The sequence below is a fragment of the Companilactobacillus sp. HBUAS59699 genome, assembly GCF_036913575.1.
Classification (GTDB): Bacteria; Bacillota; Bacilli; order Lactobacillales; family Lactobacillaceae; genus Companilactobacillus.
The window spans coordinates 244,597-261,663 of sequence record NZ_JAYKTV010000002.1; the positions used below are offsets into that span (position 1 = coordinate 244,597).

The window sequence follows — 17,067 nt, forward strand, 5'->3', positions numbered from 1 at the left end:
GTTTCATGAAAATTACAAGCAGATTATCATTTTGTAAACTAATTATTTTTTAGTTCTTTGTTTCAATTCTCGCGCCATTTTTTTATATTGTTCAATTGAAACCTGTTCGCCACGTGCATTCTCGGCGATTCCACAGTCACTGAAAACTTCTTTGATCATTGCACGATTTTCATCTGTTCGACCTAACCAATTTAAGAAATTGTTCATCAAACTCTTTCTCTTTTGAGCGAAAGCTGAACGAATAACTTTGTTAAAAAAGACTGGGTCTTCAATATTTACTTCGTCTTTTGGTAATCGTTCCAAAACAGCCACGGCTGAATCAACCTTAGGTCTAGGAATGAAGGAATTCTTGCCAACGATACGAGCAATTTTGGCGTCCATCTGTGTTTGGACGGCAATTGTTAGTGAGCCATATTCACGGTGCCCCGGATTAGCGGTGATTCGCTCAGCAACTTCTTTTTGCATCATCAATACTAGTGCTTGGAATGGGTAATCACTATTGATCAAATTAAGCATGATCGGTGTCGTAATGTAATAAGGTAAATTAGCGACGACCTTAATGGTCTTACCTTCCAAATGATGATCTTTAACAAACTTATCTAAGTCAACTTTTAAAATATCTTCGTTAAAAACTTCGATGTTATCGTAATAACTCAACGTATCTTCCAAAACTGGAATCAAACTGGAATCGATCTCGAACGCATAAACCTTCTCAGCTACCTGTGCCAACTTTTCAGTTAAAGCACCGATACCAGGTCCGATCTCAATTGCTATTTCATCAGAATGCAGATCACTTGCATCAACGATGTCATCCAAGACCTTTTCACTTGTTAAAAAATTTTGTCCCAAACTCTTTTTAGCACGCAACTTATACTTGCGAAGAATATCATTGGTGCGAATTGGATCAGCGATACTTAATCTATTAATTGTCATGGGAACTTCCTTTATCAAATTTTTCGACTGCAGCGAGTAAATCTTGTGGTGCAACTTGTAACATATTCAAACGATTCAAAAACTGTTTAGCATTCGTATAACCAAGTTTCAATTCAGCTCCCACGAATTCACGGCGCTTCTGAGAACGAACATCCCCGATCAAGCCGAGGTCGATCATATCATCAGTGCTATAATCATCAACTAAATTTGAAGTGGTATAAACAGCTGCCAACGCCTTTTTTATATCTTCATCTTTAGCATGTTCGATTCCCAAACTGCCGTCACTCTTCTTAGGAACTGCCTTGTTCCTTGGTAAAAATGCTTGTTTAGCATCTGGTACCGCTTGGGAAATCAAAGTACGTAATCGATTGCCATTGAAATCAGGATCCGTAAAGATGATGACACCACGTTTTTGTTGAGCAATTTTGATTCTTTGAATCGTTTCGTCATTCAGAGCCGAACCAGTTGTCTCGATCGTATCGACATCACCTAAACAATCCTTCAAGCGATTAGTATCAGATTTTCCTTCAACTACAATTATTTCTTTTATTTTCATTTTTTACTTAATGTTATAAACCCGATGAGCATTGTCAAAGGTATGCTTGGCAACAATATCTGGGTCCATATCCTTATATTTTGCGATCGCATCAAGCACAAAACGTGTATATCCTGGTTCATTTTGATGACCACGATATGGTTCTGGTGCTAGATAAGGTGCGTCTGTTTCGACTAGTAGTCGATCAAGTGGCGTATTCTTAGCTGATTCATGAACTTCCGGAGCATTCTTAAATGAAACAACTCCACTGTATGAGATCATCAAACCTAAGTCCAAGAACTTATTCAACCAATTAATGTCGCCATTGAAACTGTGCATGATAATACCTGATTTAGACATATCATGTTGCTTCAAGATCTCATACATGTCGGAGAAGGCATCACGACAGTGGATCGACACCGGCATATCATATTGTTGAGCAACATCTAATTGCTTCAACAAAGTGGCCTTTTGAACTTCAGGGGCGGGATTCTCGTCCCAGTGATAGTCCAAGCCGATTTCACCAATAGCAACAACTTCTGGTAACTTGATCTGATTGACCAGTTGCTCTTCGTTATATTCTTTGGCAAATTCAGGATGCCAACCAATAACTGCATGCAGTGGTTTATAATTTTGAGCCAAGCGAATAGCTTCAATGTTGTACTCTTCGTTTTGACCAATAATTGCCATCTCATCAACGTCGAATTCAGCTGCACGATCGATATACTCTTGAGTTTTGCCAGCAAAAGCTGGGTCATTCAAATGTGTGTGTGTATCAAAAATTTTCATTATCCGAGGATTGCTCCATTTTTGTGTGAATTATCAACGATAACTAACTTAACATCGTCACCCATTTCAGTTGATAGCAACATACCGTTACTCCATTCACCACGGATCTTTCTTGGCTTCAAGTTGATGCAGGCAACTACTTTCTTACCGATTAATTCTTTGAAGTTAGGATAGAATTCGTACATGCTTGAAAGAATTTGACGATCAACGCCTGTACCATCATCCAAAGTAAATTGAAGTAATTTATCAGCGTTAGCGGCACGTTTAACGTCAAGGATCTCAGTTACGACCATCTTAACCTTTGAGAAGTCATCAAAACTGATTTCCTTTGGATAGTCATCTTCCTCTTCCTTTTGAGCCTTAGCTTTGGCTTGAGCTGACTTACTCAACTTGCCGCCACCATTCTTAGCTTGTTCTTCGGCCATCTTGCTCTTGATGTATTCAACTTCTTCTTTGGCATCAAGTCTTGGGAAGATTGGTTCAGGATCACTAGTTACAGTCTTACCAACAACTGTGTCACCGAAGTCTAAGCTCTTGTCGTTATCATAATCTAAGCCCAATTGAGCAAAGATCTTAATTGGTGCTTGTGTCATAACAGGACTGATCAATAGTGCGATCAATCTCAATGATTCTGCTAAGTGACCAAGAACTGATTGTAAATCAGCTTTCTTAGCATCGTCTTTAGCAAGAACCCAAGGTTTTGTTTCATCGATATACTTATTAGCATGGCTGATAAATGCCCAAACACTAGCAAGTGCTTCTGGGAATTCAAACTTGTCCATGTGATCACGATAGTCAGTCAAAGTATCCGCATATGATTTTTCAAGATCCTTGTCTAGATCTGTCAGTGCTGCAACAGATACGATTTTGCCATCGTCATACTTATTGATCATAGAAATAGTTCTATTCAATAAGTTTCCAAGGTCGTTAGCGAGATCATAGTTGATCTTATCAATGTAATCTTCTGGAGTGAAGACACCATCGTTACCGAATGGCATTGCACGCATTAAGTAGTAACGTAGTGAATCTAGTCCATAACGGTTAACTAACATTTCAGGATAAACAACATTACCCTTAGACTTCGACATCTTGCCGTCCTTCATCAACAACCAGCCGTGTCCGAAGACTTGCTTAGGCAATTCAATACCTAGAGCCATAAGAATAATTGGCCAATAAATAGTGTGGAAACGAACGATTTCCTTACCAACGAATTGAACATTAGCTGGCCAGAACTTCTTGAATAGTGAATCATCATCACTCATATAACCTAGTGCCGTGATATAGTTCAACAAAGCATCGACCCAAACATAAACAACGTGCTTAGGATCACTAGGGATCGGCACACCCCACTTGAAACTAGTTCTTGAGACAGCTAGGTCTTCTAGACCGGGCTTGATGAAGTTATTGATCATTTCGTTCTTACGAATTTCTGGTTCGATGAATGTAGGATTATCTTCGTAATACTTCAAGAGACGATCAGCGTACTTGCCCATCTTGAAGAAGTATGAAGGTTCCTTAACTAGGGTAACTTCATGTCCTGATGGAGCTTTACCACCGATGACCTTGCCATCTTTGTCACGGAATACTTCAGCCAATTGTGATTCTGTGAAGTATTCTTCATCATCAACTGAATACCAGCCAGTGTATTCACCCAAGTAAATATCACCTTGCGCAATTAATTTTTCAACGATTTTTTGAACAGCCTTAACGTGATAATCATCAGTTGTACGAATGAACTTGTCATTAGAAATTTCAAGTGTCTTCCATAACTTCTTGATATCAGCTGCCATCATATCAACATATTCTTGTGGTTCCATGTTCTTAGCTTCGGCTTTTTGTTCGATCTTCAAACCGTGTTCGTCTGTACCAGTTAGGAAGAATACATCGTAACCTTCGTTGCGCTTGTAACGAGCTAGTGTATCCGCCGCAATGGTTGTATATGAATTACCGATCGTTAATTTACCTGATGGGTAATAGATAGGAGTAGTTATGTAAAAAGTCTTATTATCTTTAGTCATTTATATCTTTAAGCCTCCGCAAATAAATAGTTAAGCAATATTGTTATAAGTATATCATTTTAAATTTGAGAAAAAACATTAACTGCGTCATCAGAAATAGCTAAAACTTCAGAGTCTAACTCCAAGTTCTCCTTATTAATGACAACCAGCTTGGCATTCGGTTGTGCATATCTCAATAGACCCGCAAATGGATAAACCTTGAAGCTAGTCCCTACAACGACCAATAGATCAGCATGTTCAACATCTTCAACCGCATGTTCAACATTGTCAGGATTGATACTCTCGCCGTATAAGACCGTAGTTCCAGGACGAATTATTCCATTATCTTCGTGGTGACGGTAATCCTTGAGATAGTACTTGTAATCAAATTCCTTACCGCAAGTTAAGCAATGAATATTATCGTATAAGTTACCGTGGAATTCCACGACATTTTTGGCACCAGCTTTGGTATGCAATTTGTCGACATTTTGTGTGACGATTGCTCCCTTTTCATTACTGATTTCAGCCATTTTCTTGTGAATAATATTTGGTTTAGCATCTGGAAAATACATATTGTGCACTGTAAAATCATGAAAAATATCAGGATGTTCGATCAGATTATCATGACTTAACATATATTCAGGTGGAAAATCATACTTTTCACGCTTATATAAACCGTTTTTGGAACGATAATCAGGTATCCCCGATGGTGTCGAAACCCCGGCACCAGTCAAAAAAGTTACAAATTTGGCTTGTTGAAGCAGATCTTTGAATTCTGAAATCTTGTCTGACATAAAAATCCTCCTTATATTTTTCAAAATCTATCTAATAATGTATTGAACCCCACTTTGAGAAAATGCTTTTTCTACTGTTTGTTGATAGTATGCCTTGTAAAATTCAGGTGTTACTTTTTTGGGATCGATATTCAAAGTAGCAACACTTTGACCATCGTTAACACCTAACAGAATAAAGGCATCCTTCTTAGTAGCACGATTAGTGTATGGTGAATGCTTGATCTGGAACAACTGATTCAAGGTCAATCTTAACTGACGATCGGAGACAACTGGTGTCACATTTAAGAATTCGTGATAGTGCATCCCTTCGTATCCATTAGAAATGATCAAGTTGTTGTAACCTTCTAGAACGTGGATCAAAGCACGTCTAAATTGGAAAGGAACGGTCATATCATTATTCTCCACTTGCTTAACAAAGTCAGATGCCACTTTGTAAGAAACAGGGAATTCCATCTTCCATTCTGAATCCTTAGCGTGTTCACCAAAGACGATCCCGTCAAAGATGATCAAAGTACGATAAAATCTCATATTAGCTAGATCCAATTGGACGTTAGGGTTCAAAGCGTGGTCGATTCCCTTTAGGTAAGCATCCTTGACTTCATCAGTATAGCTGCCATCTTCAACTTGCTTCTTAACGATCTCAGCGTGTTCCAAAGTTTCAAATAATGAATTAGCCGTTGATAAAACTCGGCCGTCTTCATCTTCCTTGCCAGTTGTCACAGCACAGGAAATAAGTGGTTCCCCAGAGTTCTCTAATTCAATGTGATAAAGTTCATGCAATAAAACAAAATCTTTGTACTTTTCATTAGTTATGATAACTTGGATCTTTCCATCTTTGGTTGAATGACTAGCTTGATCCAAGGTCAAATACTCATGATCAGAGTAATCGCTAAAAACCGTCACTGGTCTTCCAACTAATTGTTCAATCTTTCGAATCTGATTTACAATAACATCAGATAGATCTTTTATATCTATTTGTTCCATTTTTATTACCTCGTTATAAATAAATTTTTAAGGAGATGGGTTTATGGAAATAAATGTACATTTGGTTGACGGATTGTTGCCGGACAAATACGGTAAGTTCGCTCCCGCAAACGATATTAAAAATGGGAAACCCGTCATTAGTTTCCCGATTAAATTATCAAATATTCCCGCAAGCACAAAATCACTCGCCTTCACATTCACTGATCCAGATTCAATCCCAGTTTGTGGATTTGAATGGATCCACTGGACGGCTGCTAATATCTCACCTGAACAATTGGATATCCCTGAAGATTTCAGCCGTTCAGCTGGATCTTCAGTAGTTCAAGGTAAGAATAGCTCCGCTAGTCCATTGCTTGGTGACAATGATGAGGACTTAAAGGTCGGATATAATGGACCTAACCCACCTGATCAAACACACGATTATGTACTAAAAGTATACGCCTTAAGTGATACTCTTGATATTAAAGAGGGCTTCTGGATGAATGAACTTCTCCACAAGATAGAAGGAAAAGTTCTGGATTCAGCTCAAATAACCCTACCTAGTCGTGCAAATTAATCCTTTTCTTGTAGATTCATCTTATGAAAATAGTTAAAAACATAACCTTCTCTAACGCCGAAATTCGAAAAGCGAATTTCTTTAGAGGGGGTTTTTTTGATGATCTCTGAAATGATTAAAATACCGCCGAGTATTACTTCATATCTGCCATCGCTCAATTCTTTGATTTGGCTGCGTTCTTCATTTGACGCATGGACTAAGCGATTAAATAATTGGTCGATTTGATCGATCGTCACGATTGAATTATGAAGTGTTTTCTTTCGCTTACCTTCACGATTCAAAATGCTAGTGACAGCACGTAAGGTTCCACCTAAGCCAACAAATGATGCTTTGGCATTCATCCACTGTAAACTATCTAAATGCTCACTGATCTCACGTTTGGCGGCAGACAATTCTCTTGCTGTGATCGGGTCACTTTTTAAATATAAATCAGAAATCGAAATAGCACCAATTGGAATACTCAATCCATGCTTCAATCGACCTTTCTTAGCCAAACTGATTTCACTGCTTCCACCACCAACATCTACGATCAAAGCGTCTTTAACTCTCATCGTGTTACGAACTGCTACGTAATCGTAAAAGGCTTCTTCTTGTTCATCGATAATATGCAGTTGTAAGCCGGTTTCTTTTAACACCGCAAAAATTAATTGTTCTTGATTTTTTGCCATCCGGACAGCGGCCGTGGCAATTAAACTAATTCTATCTACTTCGTATCTTTGGATCCTATTTTGAAACTTCTTAAGAACATCAATTGTTTCTTCAATTTGTTCATTCGTTAATAATCGACTTTGTGCAATCGATTTTCCTAACCGGACAGGCTCTCGCCATCGGTCCAAAGTCTTAAAACGATTCCGCTTTGAAGATCTATACACTGATGTTCTGATGGAGTTAGATCCTATTTCTATCACTGCTAACTTCACATTGCATCACATCCCATTGTGTCAATTATATAAAAAAATAGACCTACATAGTAGGTCTATCTTCACAAAGTTAAAAAAATTGATCGTTTCTACTTATTTCTTCGACTCATTCTAGTTCCAACGTTTCCATAATTTTGATTGTTTTGTTGATTACTAAAATTTTGATTGTATTGATTTTGTTGAACATTATTACCATATTGCTGATTATTTTGTCCCCGGTATTGATTTCCAGGTTGATATTGATTTTGTTGATTATAATTATTTCTCATATACGAAGAATCATTCATAACATAACCATTTTTTGAAGGATGGTGTAAGAATATAAATACTATTCCAACAATCAATACTACGATTGCAGGGAATGCCATAATTGCTGAAGCTAAGAACAAGCCATTACCAATAATCCCTAAAATTGGTCCTACTAGTGAGATTCCCACTTTTTTACTTTGTAACAATGCAACTATATTCAGAACAACTCCAATTCCAGCCATAACGTAGAAAAAGGCGCCCGTACCACCTGTTACATGCGTTCCCGTAAATCCATCACTAACGGCTGCACCAAAAATCATTGGCCATGAAATTGCAAAGAGAACACAATTCAAAATACCAACAATTCCAGTGGCAATATTTATCTTCAAATTTTTCATAATTATTCCCCCATAATCAAAAAATCTTTAATTTTATACTATGCTCAATGAGGCATGGCTGCAATATATTTTTCTATTTATATCAAATTCGATTATGAAAATAAAAAAATAATTCCAACTAAAATATAGCTGAAATTATTTAAAACGATTTTTATAACATTGGCTTCTCCCAAACACCACGAGTATCGATATTTGTTTCATAAGCCAATTTTTCCATCAGCAACATCTCTTCTTCAGATAAAGTTGCCTTGGTAGATCCAGCCGCATCTTCAACGTGCTTGGCCTTGGTTACACCAAGAATTGGCACGGTTCCTTTAGCAATAGCCCAAGCGGTTGCAACTTGTGCAACTGACAGGTTATTACTCTTACCGATCTCTTTCATCGTTGTTAACAACTTCTCCAACTTGGGAAGCACCGGATTGTATTCCTTAGCACGGCGGCTGCCTTCTGGCAAGGGATGATCGACATCATACTTACCTGACAATGCTCCCTGCTCTAAAACCATGTATGAGAAAAACACAATATTATTCTTCTTACAATAGTCGATAATACCAGCTTGCTCCGAAGCTCGATACAACAAGCTGTAATGATTTTGAACTGCTGAAATTTTCAATCCGGCATCTGCCAAAATATTTGCGGCCAATTTCAAATCATCCAAGTTATGATTGGATAATCCGATATGCTTGATCTTGCCTGATTTAACCAATGGAATTAGTTGCGGCGTCCACTTTTTAACATCAGCTGAATTATGGATCCAATAAATATCAGTGTAGTCAGTATGTAATCTCTTCAAACTACCATCTAACATTGTTTCCATAGGATGTTCCACATCTTGAGCAATACGCGGTGTGAACTTAGTCGACAAGATCACATCTTGACGATCGACATTTTGTAAATAACTACCAAGAATTGTTTCAGAGTCCCCCATTGCATAAACTGCAGCTGTATCCCACAAATTCAAGCCATTCTTCATACCAGCTTCAAACACTGATTTTAAATTATCCTTATTCAAGTGATTGCCAAAAATCTGATCACCGCCATTATTACCTGAACCCCATGACCAAGTTCCTAGGGCAATCGGTGGAATACTTAATTCATTATCCAATTTAACCATTCTGATTATTCTCCTTAACTGACATATTTATAAAATCAATTATAGTATTTATTAAGAAAGTAAATCAGAGTTGAGCTGTTTTTGTTCATTATAAAATTGCTTATAGGCCAAATAGCAGGAGATAAATGAGCCAATACTAGTAGATGCCAATAACATAAACGTAACCATGATTTGGTATTTGATGGCCTTCACAGGATCAACTCCGGCAATGATCAAACCTGACATCATACCCGGTAATGCGACCAAGCCCAAAGTCTTGATAGAATCAATCGTTGGCTGCATCCCACTTTTAATACTCTCACGAATAATATCTTCAGAAGCTAATTTAATATCAGCACCCAAGGCCAGTTTTTCTAGGATCTGTTGGTGCCGATCAGTGAATGATTGCTTCATATTGCGGTAACAAAGGCCGATTGCCACCATGATGTTACTAGCTATCATCCCTGTGAATGGAACTATCTGTTCTGGAATAAATTGAATCGAACCTGTCCAAACCAACGTACCCAAAGTAATAACCGTTCCGACCGAGATTGCTAATAAAGAAAATTCAAACGCCTTAGGGATACCATTACCACGCTTACCTGCATTCCAAGAAGCATTGATCACAATAACGACAAAAAAAGCCATCGTCAGCCAAACATCATTAGCTTTAATAACAAATTTCAAAATATATCCCACAATCGTCAGTTGAACGATTGCACGAACAACACCGATAATAATATCCTTATCGATCTGTAGCTTTTGCCAATAGCCAATCACTAAAGCAATGATTACCAAAACAAAGCCTAGTGCCAAAGTTGAGTTTGAAACTGTTAAGTTAGACATCTAGATCACCTCACCGTTCTTGATTGTTACTTTGTCAGTAGCGTGTTTGATTTCTGAATCATCGTGTGTAACACGCAGAATCGTCAATCCATCTTGATTGAACTTATCCAGAATATTGTGCACGATTTCTTTGTTGTCAGCATCTAACCCGGTAGTAACTTCATCGGTTATCAACACTTCTGGTGGAAAAATCAAGTTTCTCAACAAGGCGATCCGTTGTTTCTCACCGCCAGAAACATCATTGACACTTTTGTCGATATAACTTTCATCCAAGTTAACGTAATTCAGATATTTGATCACCTGACTTCGATCAAATTCCTTATCACGCACAATATATGGAAACTCCAAGTTATCCTTAACTGTCTTACCGAATAACGTTGGTTGCTGAAAAGCATAAGAAACTCGGCGACGATAATCAGTGGGCTCGTATGAGCTTATTTTTTTGCCCATAAACAAAGCTTCACCTGATGTAGCAGTGATCATCGAGGCTAATATCCTCATTAGCGTGCTCTTCCCACTACCAGAAGGTCCCACAAAAGTAATGTACTTCCCTTGCTCGATATTCAAACTAATATTTTTCAAAATTTTCTTATCACCGACTTGATAAGAAAGATCCGTTAATTCAAAAATGTTATTCAAGTCCCTCACCCCATAATTATTTTTGAAAGCCTTAACGTTGTTTACGTTACTCTATAGAATTATCTTTCATTTGATGCCAAATTGCCAATAACTTCATCTATATTTGCCAAAAATTTCAATTTATCAAATCATTGCTATATTAGGCATTTATCACTAAATATATGAATGGTTAATAAAATACAACAAATATTTTTACGAAAAATGAAACGTATGAGTCACTTAACATATATATAATGATATTTAGATTGTTGAAGGATACCACAGACTACCTTCAATCAATAGACTAATTAGCGCATTACCACAATGCGAACAAGGGGCAACATTATGATGAGGAGAAAAGAAAATTTTAGAAAGATCTTTTTAGTGTTATTCTGTTTTTTGAGTTTGATTTTATCTTTTGGATTGGTTAAGACCGCCCATGCGGCAACAAACGAATTTAACGATGGTATAACTTGGGATGAATCTCCCTCTACCGTAAATAAGGTTGGCGAAATTCCAATAAGTAATACGTTGTCGTTAGGTTACGCTTTCGGACTTGCTCAAGATTCAAACGGGAAAGTCACAACGGGTGGTGATTCTTACGTCGATGCACCATCAACCGGATCAGGTGTAAATACATACTATTCTAAGATCAATATATTTCTTAATGACAATGGAAACTATAAATCTTCGGTCTATCAATCATATGCTACTTCTACACAACCTATGTTTGCATCACAAGGTGTTTCATCCACATCGCCTGATTTCATGATTGTTCCAAATGCAAATTCAGGTGCTATAAAAGGCGCTGACTACTCTATTCTAGTCAACTCTTTGAAAAACAAACAATACTATATCGGTAAAGATTCTAATGGCAATCCAGCTTATAGAATCGTAGGAGATTTTGTAAGAAATGATTCAACAACTGGTAATTTTAACTTAAGAGCTGAAATTGTCTTAAGACGTTCACCCAGTGGTGCTCCAATCGTTCAGCGAGAACTTTATCTCAAGAACAACCAATCAACATCACAATCATATGGGGTTCTTTACGGAGAGGATACTAAGTTAAGTAAAAACGATAGCGTAGTGCTTAAGAACTTAGGCGGTGGCAAGGGATTATACATGGTAGACGGTGGCTATCAATTAGTTGTAAGTAACAATATCAAAGATGGACCAACAGCTTATCAAGCACAATATTTTACTAATACCAACAGCAATTGGTTAACACGATTTTCTCCAGAAAACTTTTCAGGTACTGGAGCTGAGGATCCATCTAACGTTTATGGTAGTAATATCTATAATTCTCCGGATTCCGCATATACCGTCAAGTGGCCATATACCACAATAAAGCCTGGTGAAACTAAACATTACTCAACTGCTATGGGAGTAACCGAGGCCACTTACGCTGTGCCTGACGCCGAAAAAACTTTTACAAATGAAACCAGTTCTAACGGTAAAAACAACGTCGGTGATAAATTAAAATTCAATTTAAAAATCACAAATAATGGCTCCGACAGTAAATGGAACTATAAAGAATTAACAGACAAAATTCCAGCAGGTCTGAAAGTTGATTTGAATTCCGTTAAATTAACGACCCCAACTGGTGGTACTGTTTCCGTTACGCCTGGTTACAGTGACTCCGTACTATCTGTTCCGACAAACACAACATTAACCGATGGTCAAAGTGCAACTATAACTTACGAAGCGGTAATTACTCCTGATGCTTCTGGACAAACATTAACTAATGTTGGTACCTTTACAGGTAAAGATTTAAATAACACTAACAGTAATGACAAATCATATACTGCTTCAGTTGACATTCCGGTGGAGAAATCACCTTTTTCATATACATTTACAAATTATTTGCGGAATGAATCTGAGGGTGAAACTACTTATTCCTCTCAAACCAAAGCAAAAGCTGGAGATATCATCGATTATGAAATCAGATTTACTGTTACTTCAGATGAATCATTTGTTGGTGGAACTATGAAGAATCCTCTACCCGATGGCTTAGAGTTTGTAAAAGCAACCATTCACGGATCAGATGGATGGTCTGGTAGCACTACTCTAGATGGAGGTATCAATATTGGTGGAATATCAAAAGGTACTTCTGTTTTACTTGAAATACAAGCGAAAGTCACAAAAACTAATGTCGGTACAATAAGTAGTAATGCCGTTATGACAGGAACAACCAGCACCGGAGCCTCAACTGGAGACATAGTTTCCAACCAAGCTGATATCAACATCAGCAATGTAGTGGGATTCACCCAGACCCCTACCCTTATCGATTTCGGATCCATCAACTTCACTGGTCAAGCAAGAACTCTTACTAACGTTGCCACAACTGGTCAACTAATAGCCAACCACCCAACTGACAACAATTACAGTGTTTCAGTAGCCTACAATAATGACGACAGTGCAACGCAAATGAAGAACGGCAATGGCGACACGTTATCACCATCTGCTGACGGATTAATGTTCATCAGAACTCGTAACAGTTCTCCTGATGACAAAGGTACTTGGACGCCGATATCTCCTAGTGGTACACCGATTCAAACGGGTACTTTCAACGGAAATCAAGACTTAACTAACTATATTGGTGTCGGTGATTGGAAGCTAAATATTGCTTCTGACACTCAGCCCGGAAAGTACACTGGTACATTAACGTGGTCAATGGCTGATTCAATTCCAAACAATTGATAAAATAAAAAATACGTTTCGACATCAAAATGTCGAAGCGTATTTTTGCATTTATAATTGATCACAATATGAATTGAAAAAAGAGCCGATAACTCGGCTCTCCCAATTATAATTTACTTGCAATCTTTAAGTGCTTGAATAGCGTTGTTAGCAACGTTAACATCTGTATCCACTGTTATCTTACCGGGTTTAACTGGTACTGTAGGAATACTAGTATCTGTCTCACCTGCCGGAGTGATGGTTGAAGCTGAAACTGTGGTTACTAATTCTGTTGATAAAGCTGACAACAAAATTCCACCGTACAAAAACATTTTCATATTCTTTTTCATAATAGTTATCTCCTTAGAGTTATCTATTAATCAATATTTCCCTCAACAATTCCTGTCAGATTTCCATTTTCAAACCAAGTTATACTCGTCACAGCTAATTTAGTCGACAAAAAAAGCCGGATAATTCCGACTTGTCTACTGACTATTTTGTGATTTCTTCAACAACTTTTGCCATAGCTTGAGCTTTGAACTCTTTTTGGGCTTGTTGCATAACTTGTTTTTGTTGAGAAGCACTCATTGAAGGATTAACCGTCATTGCTTTTGTTAGAGCAGCTTTGACAAAGGCTTCACCTTCCGTCTTCATTTGAGCTTGAACTTTTTTACTCTTAAGTTCTTTACTCAATTTAGCGGCTTGTGTAGTTGATAATACTAACCAATCATCACCAATGTGGAAAGTATTAGTTTGTTTAACGAATTCCTTATCATTACCAGAGATACCGAACAAGAATGAATAGAAACCATTCTTATATTCCCAACGTGTTGTCTTTTGAGTCAAGGTATTAGAATCTGCACCTTTTTTGACTTTGTTAGAAACGTGTAAATTGGCCTTAGTATGATCAGGATTCTTAGCTTTTGCAGTCTCAGGCGTACGGTAAACATATACGTCTTCCTTACTATTAGTCCCTAACTCCTTGTACAGCAAGACATTAGCACCCTTTTGAACCGTTTGGATCTGCATTGTCTTTTCACTAGTGACTTCTTTCATTCCAAAATGACTATATTCATTTGAAACCAGCAAGACGATACTTCCGATGAACAGAACGATGAAGATTCCCGTTAAGCTATAACCGACTTTTTTGTTTTTGATAAAAACTGCGAAGTAATATGCGAGAACGGCACAAATAAGAATTGATACAATAACCATTATTTGTCACCTGCCATTTCAACATTCATTTTTTCAAGATCAACATCTTTTGATTTTGCAGTATTTCTAACCATAAAGGTAATTGCCAAGGCGATCACACAGAATAAGATAGCAACTGCAAAGGCGGCGTGGTATCCGCTCAATGTTGCATTGAAGTAATTTTCTTGATACTTAAGTGGTGATTGAGCAAGTAAACTCTTACCTGGTTTTAAGTTATTTGTAACATTAGTTAGCACACTGACCAAGATAGCTGTACCCATTGAACTGAAGATCTGACGGACTGTATTATTAACAGCAGTTCCGTGACTCATTAAGTTCAATGGTAAGGCATTCATACCATCAGTTGTAACTGGCATCAAGACCATCGAAATACCGAACATACGAACCATGTACAAGACTACAATATCTAATACTGGTGTTGTCTTTGTTAAGAATAAGAATGGAACCGTACCAGCAGTTAACAAGAACATACCCATACGAGCCAAGTCCTTAGGTCCGAATCTATCAAAAGCACGTCCAGTGATAGGACTCATGATACCAATCAAAATAGCACCAGGTAGTAAAGTCAATCCAGAATGGAAAGCACTCATACCCTTAACAATTTGGAGATACAATGGCAAGATCATTTCGACCCCGACCATCGCCATGTTAGTTACAGATGATAGAGCTGCTGCAATAGCGAATTTCTTTTCTTTGAAAACACGCAATTCCAAGAATGGTGTGTCCATCTTCAATTGACGATAACCGAAGAGAACTACGACAATGGCACCACCGATAATTGATGATAGTACGATCGGTGAACCCCATCCGTCGTCACCAACTGATGAAAATCCATATAGAACTGCACCGAAACCAACAGTTGATAAGATCAATGACAAGACATCAAGTTTTGATCTCTTAGTTTGAATAACTGGTCTCATATAAATAAAAGCCAAAATCAAGACGATCACAACGATTGGGATGATCATTCCAAAAAGATCACGCCATGTAAAGTTATCGATGATCCAACCTGACAAAGTAGGTCCAATGGCTGGAGCAAGACCGATAACTAATCCACCAAGTCCCATGGCAGTACCACGTTGATTGGCTGGGAAAATCGATAACATAATAACTTGCATAAGTGGCATTGTAATACCAACACCAACAGCTTGGATCAAACGTCCAGCTAAGATAGTTCCAAAGTTAGGAGCTATAAAACACATGATCGTTCCGATCAAAAATGTGGACATAGCAATGATATACAAGATCTTATTACTAAAGTTGTTACTTAACCAAGCAGTAACAGGAATCATAATACCGTTGACCATCAAGAATCCAGTTGTCAACCATTGAACAGCTGATGTGGTAACGTTAAATTCCTTCATTAAAGTTGGAAATGCGGTAGTTAAAATAGTACCGTTCAAAACAGTACAGAATGTTCCAACAAGCAAAACCATAACTAGCAAATTACGATTAAACGGTTTGCCGTTAACATCCAAATGTGCACTACTATTTTGCATAATAGTAATTTCCTTCTTTCGTTTATTTCTATTTATTACTATCGGGGATTTTTACCTTATCAAGATTGGCATAAACTTTTGCCAAAATAACGTGCAATTGCTCTTGTTCATCCTCCGTGATGCCAGAGTAAATCGTTTCGTTCGAACCCTTAAATGAGTCTCGTAATTTATCGCCAAACTTTCGTCCCGCTTCAGTAATCTGGACAATTTTTCTACGGCGATTGGTTTCATCAACCTCACGAGTTACGTAACCTTGTTTCTCTAACTTCTTGAGTGATCTGGCAATGATTGCTCCGTCAAACAGAGTCTTTTCACCGATTTTTTCCTGGTTATAACCAGAATGCTTGGTTACTATCATTAATATTACGCAATCAGCTAAATTCAAATCAGTATTCTTCAAAAAGGCTGATAAGATCCGCTTACGTTGCATCATGAATCTCACTGCAAAGCCTATCAAATCGTAGTCGTCCATTATTCTCCTCATAAAATTAAAAATTTATTTCTAAATAGCAACAAAAAGTATGATATAACCAACTGTTGATAAAATCAAGAGTTAAGTTCGTCATATTTTATGAAACTGTTTCCATGTTTTTGGAGGGGGAGGTTCTATTGCCGTCTCCAGTCAAAAGTTAAAAATCCCGCTGTTAGGACCGTCTGGAGCCAAGGTCTCCAGACTCGATTTTGAACTTCGCAAGGTTTGCGAATTTCAAAATGCGTCCTGTAATATCTAAACGAGAGAAACTCTCGTTTAGATATTACTGACACTGCGGAATTTTTACTTTTGACCTCCGACTACCCTAGCTGTGGGATTTTGATAGATTAATTTAATCATCTAAAAACGTAAAAAAAAATACCTGCAGAAACTTTAATGTTAGTTTCCTACAGGTATTTTTATTATTTGTCTAACAATCCGTAATACAAAAGTGGTAATTAATACAACAAATTTATCCTCCATCACAAAA

At 37.6% G+C, this 17,067-nt stretch carries 17 protein-coding genes; 2 read left to right on the forward strand and 15 right to left on the reverse strand.

The window, feature by feature from the left end; genetic code table 11:
- Positions 1 to 42 precede the first annotated feature (42 nt).
- Genes rsmA through U8519_RS04890 form a run of 6 tightly spaced genes read right to left on the reverse strand, consistent with a single transcriptional unit; the run spans position 43 to position 6,032 of the window.
- Positions 43 to 933 carry a 16S rRNA (adenine(1518)-N(6)/adenine(1519)-N(6))-dimethyltransferase RsmA gene (gene rsmA, locus U8519_RS04865; protein WP_334329183.1) on the reverse strand — a complete coding sequence of 297 codons (891 nt, stop codon included), beginning with the start codon at positions 931 to 933 and terminating at the stop codon, positions 43 to 45.
- Positions 923 to 1,489 carry a ribonuclease M5 gene (gene rnmV, locus U8519_RS04870; RefSeq protein ID WP_334329184.1) on the reverse strand — a complete coding sequence of 189 codons (567 nt, stop codon included), beginning with the start codon at positions 1,487 to 1,489 and terminating at the stop codon, positions 923 to 925. The genes rsmA and rnmV overlap by 11 nt, the downstream gene beginning before the upstream one ends.
- A 3-nt stretch (positions 1,490 to 1,492) precedes the next feature.
- Positions 1,493 to 2,257, reverse strand: coding sequence for a TatD family hydrolase (locus U8519_RS04875; RefSeq protein WP_334329185.1), 765 nt, complete (start codon positions 2,255 to 2,257; stop codon positions 1,493 to 1,495).
- Positions 2,257 to 4,275 (reverse strand): methionine--tRNA ligase, encoded by a 2,019-nt coding sequence (gene metG, locus U8519_RS04880; RefSeq protein WP_334329186.1) that lies wholly within the window; start codon positions 4,273 to 4,275, stop codon positions 2,257 to 2,259. Before metG ends, U8519_RS04875 begins: the two co-directional genes overlap by 1 nt.
- A gap of 59 nt (positions 4,276 to 4,334) precedes the next feature.
- Positions 4,335 to 5,036 (reverse strand): NAD-dependent protein deacylase, encoded by a 702-nt coding sequence (locus tag U8519_RS04885; RefSeq protein ID WP_442892129.1) that lies wholly within the window; start codon positions 5,034 to 5,036, stop codon positions 4,335 to 4,337.
- A gap of 39 nt (positions 5,037 to 5,075) precedes the next feature.
- Positions 5,076 to 6,032, reverse strand: a complete 957-nt coding sequence (locus U8519_RS04890) for a hypothetical protein (protein WP_334329188.1) — start codon at positions 6,030 to 6,032, stop codon at positions 5,076 to 5,078.
- 43 nt (positions 6,033 to 6,075) lie between these two features.
- Between U8519_RS04890 and U8519_RS04895 the strand changes: the two genes are divergently transcribed.
- Positions 6,076 to 6,588: a YbhB/YbcL family Raf kinase inhibitor-like protein gene (locus tag U8519_RS04895; RefSeq protein ID WP_334329189.1), complete on the forward strand. Its 513-nt coding sequence runs from the start codon at positions 6,076 to 6,078 to the stop codon at positions 6,586 to 6,588.
- On the opposite strand, the gene U8519_RS04900 is transcribed toward U8519_RS04895, so the two are convergent.
- The 5 genes from U8519_RS04900 to U8519_RS04920 all read right to left on the reverse strand — a co-directional run bounded on the left by U8519_RS04900 (position 6,585) and on the right by U8519_RS04920 (position 10,733).
- Positions 6,585 to 7,508 (reverse strand): Ppx/GppA phosphatase family protein, encoded by a 924-nt coding sequence (locus U8519_RS04900; protein ID WP_334329190.1) that lies wholly within the window; start codon positions 7,506 to 7,508, stop codon positions 6,585 to 6,587. The genes U8519_RS04895 and U8519_RS04900 overlap by 4 nt on opposite strands.
- Positions 7,509 to 7,597: 89 nt before the next feature.
- Entirely contained in the window at positions 7,598 to 8,155 is a 558-nt protein-coding gene (locus U8519_RS04905) for a hypothetical protein (protein WP_334329191.1), read from the reverse strand.
- A gap of 151 nt (positions 8,156 to 8,306) precedes the next feature.
- The gene (locus tag U8519_RS04910) at positions 8,307 to 9,269 is read right to left on the reverse strand and encodes an aldo/keto reductase (RefSeq protein WP_334329192.1); all 963 of its coding nucleotides are present in this window, start codon (positions 9,267 to 9,269) and stop codon (positions 8,307 to 8,309) included.
- 51 nt (positions 9,270 to 9,320) lie between these two features.
- Positions 9,321 to 10,094 (reverse strand): ABC transporter permease, encoded by a 774-nt coding sequence (locus U8519_RS04915; RefSeq protein ID WP_334329193.1) that lies wholly within the window; start codon positions 10,092 to 10,094, stop codon positions 9,321 to 9,323.
- Positions 10,095 to 10,733: an ABC transporter ATP-binding protein gene (locus U8519_RS04920; RefSeq protein ID WP_334329194.1), complete on the reverse strand. Its 639-nt coding sequence runs from the start codon at positions 10,731 to 10,733 to the stop codon at positions 10,095 to 10,097.
- A 324-nt stretch (positions 10,734 to 11,057) separates the two neighbouring features.
- Here U8519_RS04920 and U8519_RS04925 point away from each other — a divergent pair, with 324 nt between their 5' ends.
- The gene (locus tag U8519_RS04925) at positions 11,058 to 13,412 is read left to right on the forward strand and encodes an isopeptide-forming domain-containing fimbrial protein (protein ID WP_334329195.1); all 2,355 of its coding nucleotides are present in this window, start codon (positions 11,058 to 11,060) and stop codon (positions 13,410 to 13,412) included.
- Between the two features lie 113 nt (positions 13,413 to 13,525).
- On the opposite strand, the gene U8519_RS04930 is transcribed toward U8519_RS04925, so the two are convergent.
- From U8519_RS04930 to U8519_RS04945, 4 genes are all read right to left on the reverse strand, one after another.
- On the reverse strand, positions 13,526 to 13,741 hold the full coding sequence (locus U8519_RS04930) for a hypothetical protein (RefSeq protein WP_334329196.1): 216 nt from the start codon (positions 13,739 to 13,741) through the stop codon (positions 13,526 to 13,528).
- A gap of 142 nt (positions 13,742 to 13,883) precedes the next feature.
- Positions 13,884 to 14,606 carry a DUF4811 domain-containing protein gene (locus U8519_RS04935; protein ID WP_334329197.1) on the reverse strand — a complete coding sequence of 241 codons (723 nt, stop codon included), beginning with the start codon at positions 14,604 to 14,606 and terminating at the stop codon, positions 13,884 to 13,886.
- Positions 14,606 to 16,105 carry an MDR family MFS transporter gene (locus tag U8519_RS04940; protein ID WP_334329198.1) on the reverse strand — a complete coding sequence of 500 codons (1,500 nt, stop codon included), beginning with the start codon at positions 16,103 to 16,105 and terminating at the stop codon, positions 14,606 to 14,608. Before U8519_RS04940 ends, U8519_RS04935 begins: the two co-directional genes overlap by 1 nt.
- Before the next feature lie 28 nt (positions 16,106 to 16,133).
- Positions 16,134 to 16,577, reverse strand: a complete 444-nt coding sequence (locus U8519_RS04945; protein ID WP_334329199.1) for a MarR family winged helix-turn-helix transcriptional regulator — start codon at positions 16,575 to 16,577, stop codon at positions 16,134 to 16,136.
- Positions 16,578 to 17,067: the final 490 nt, after the last annotated feature.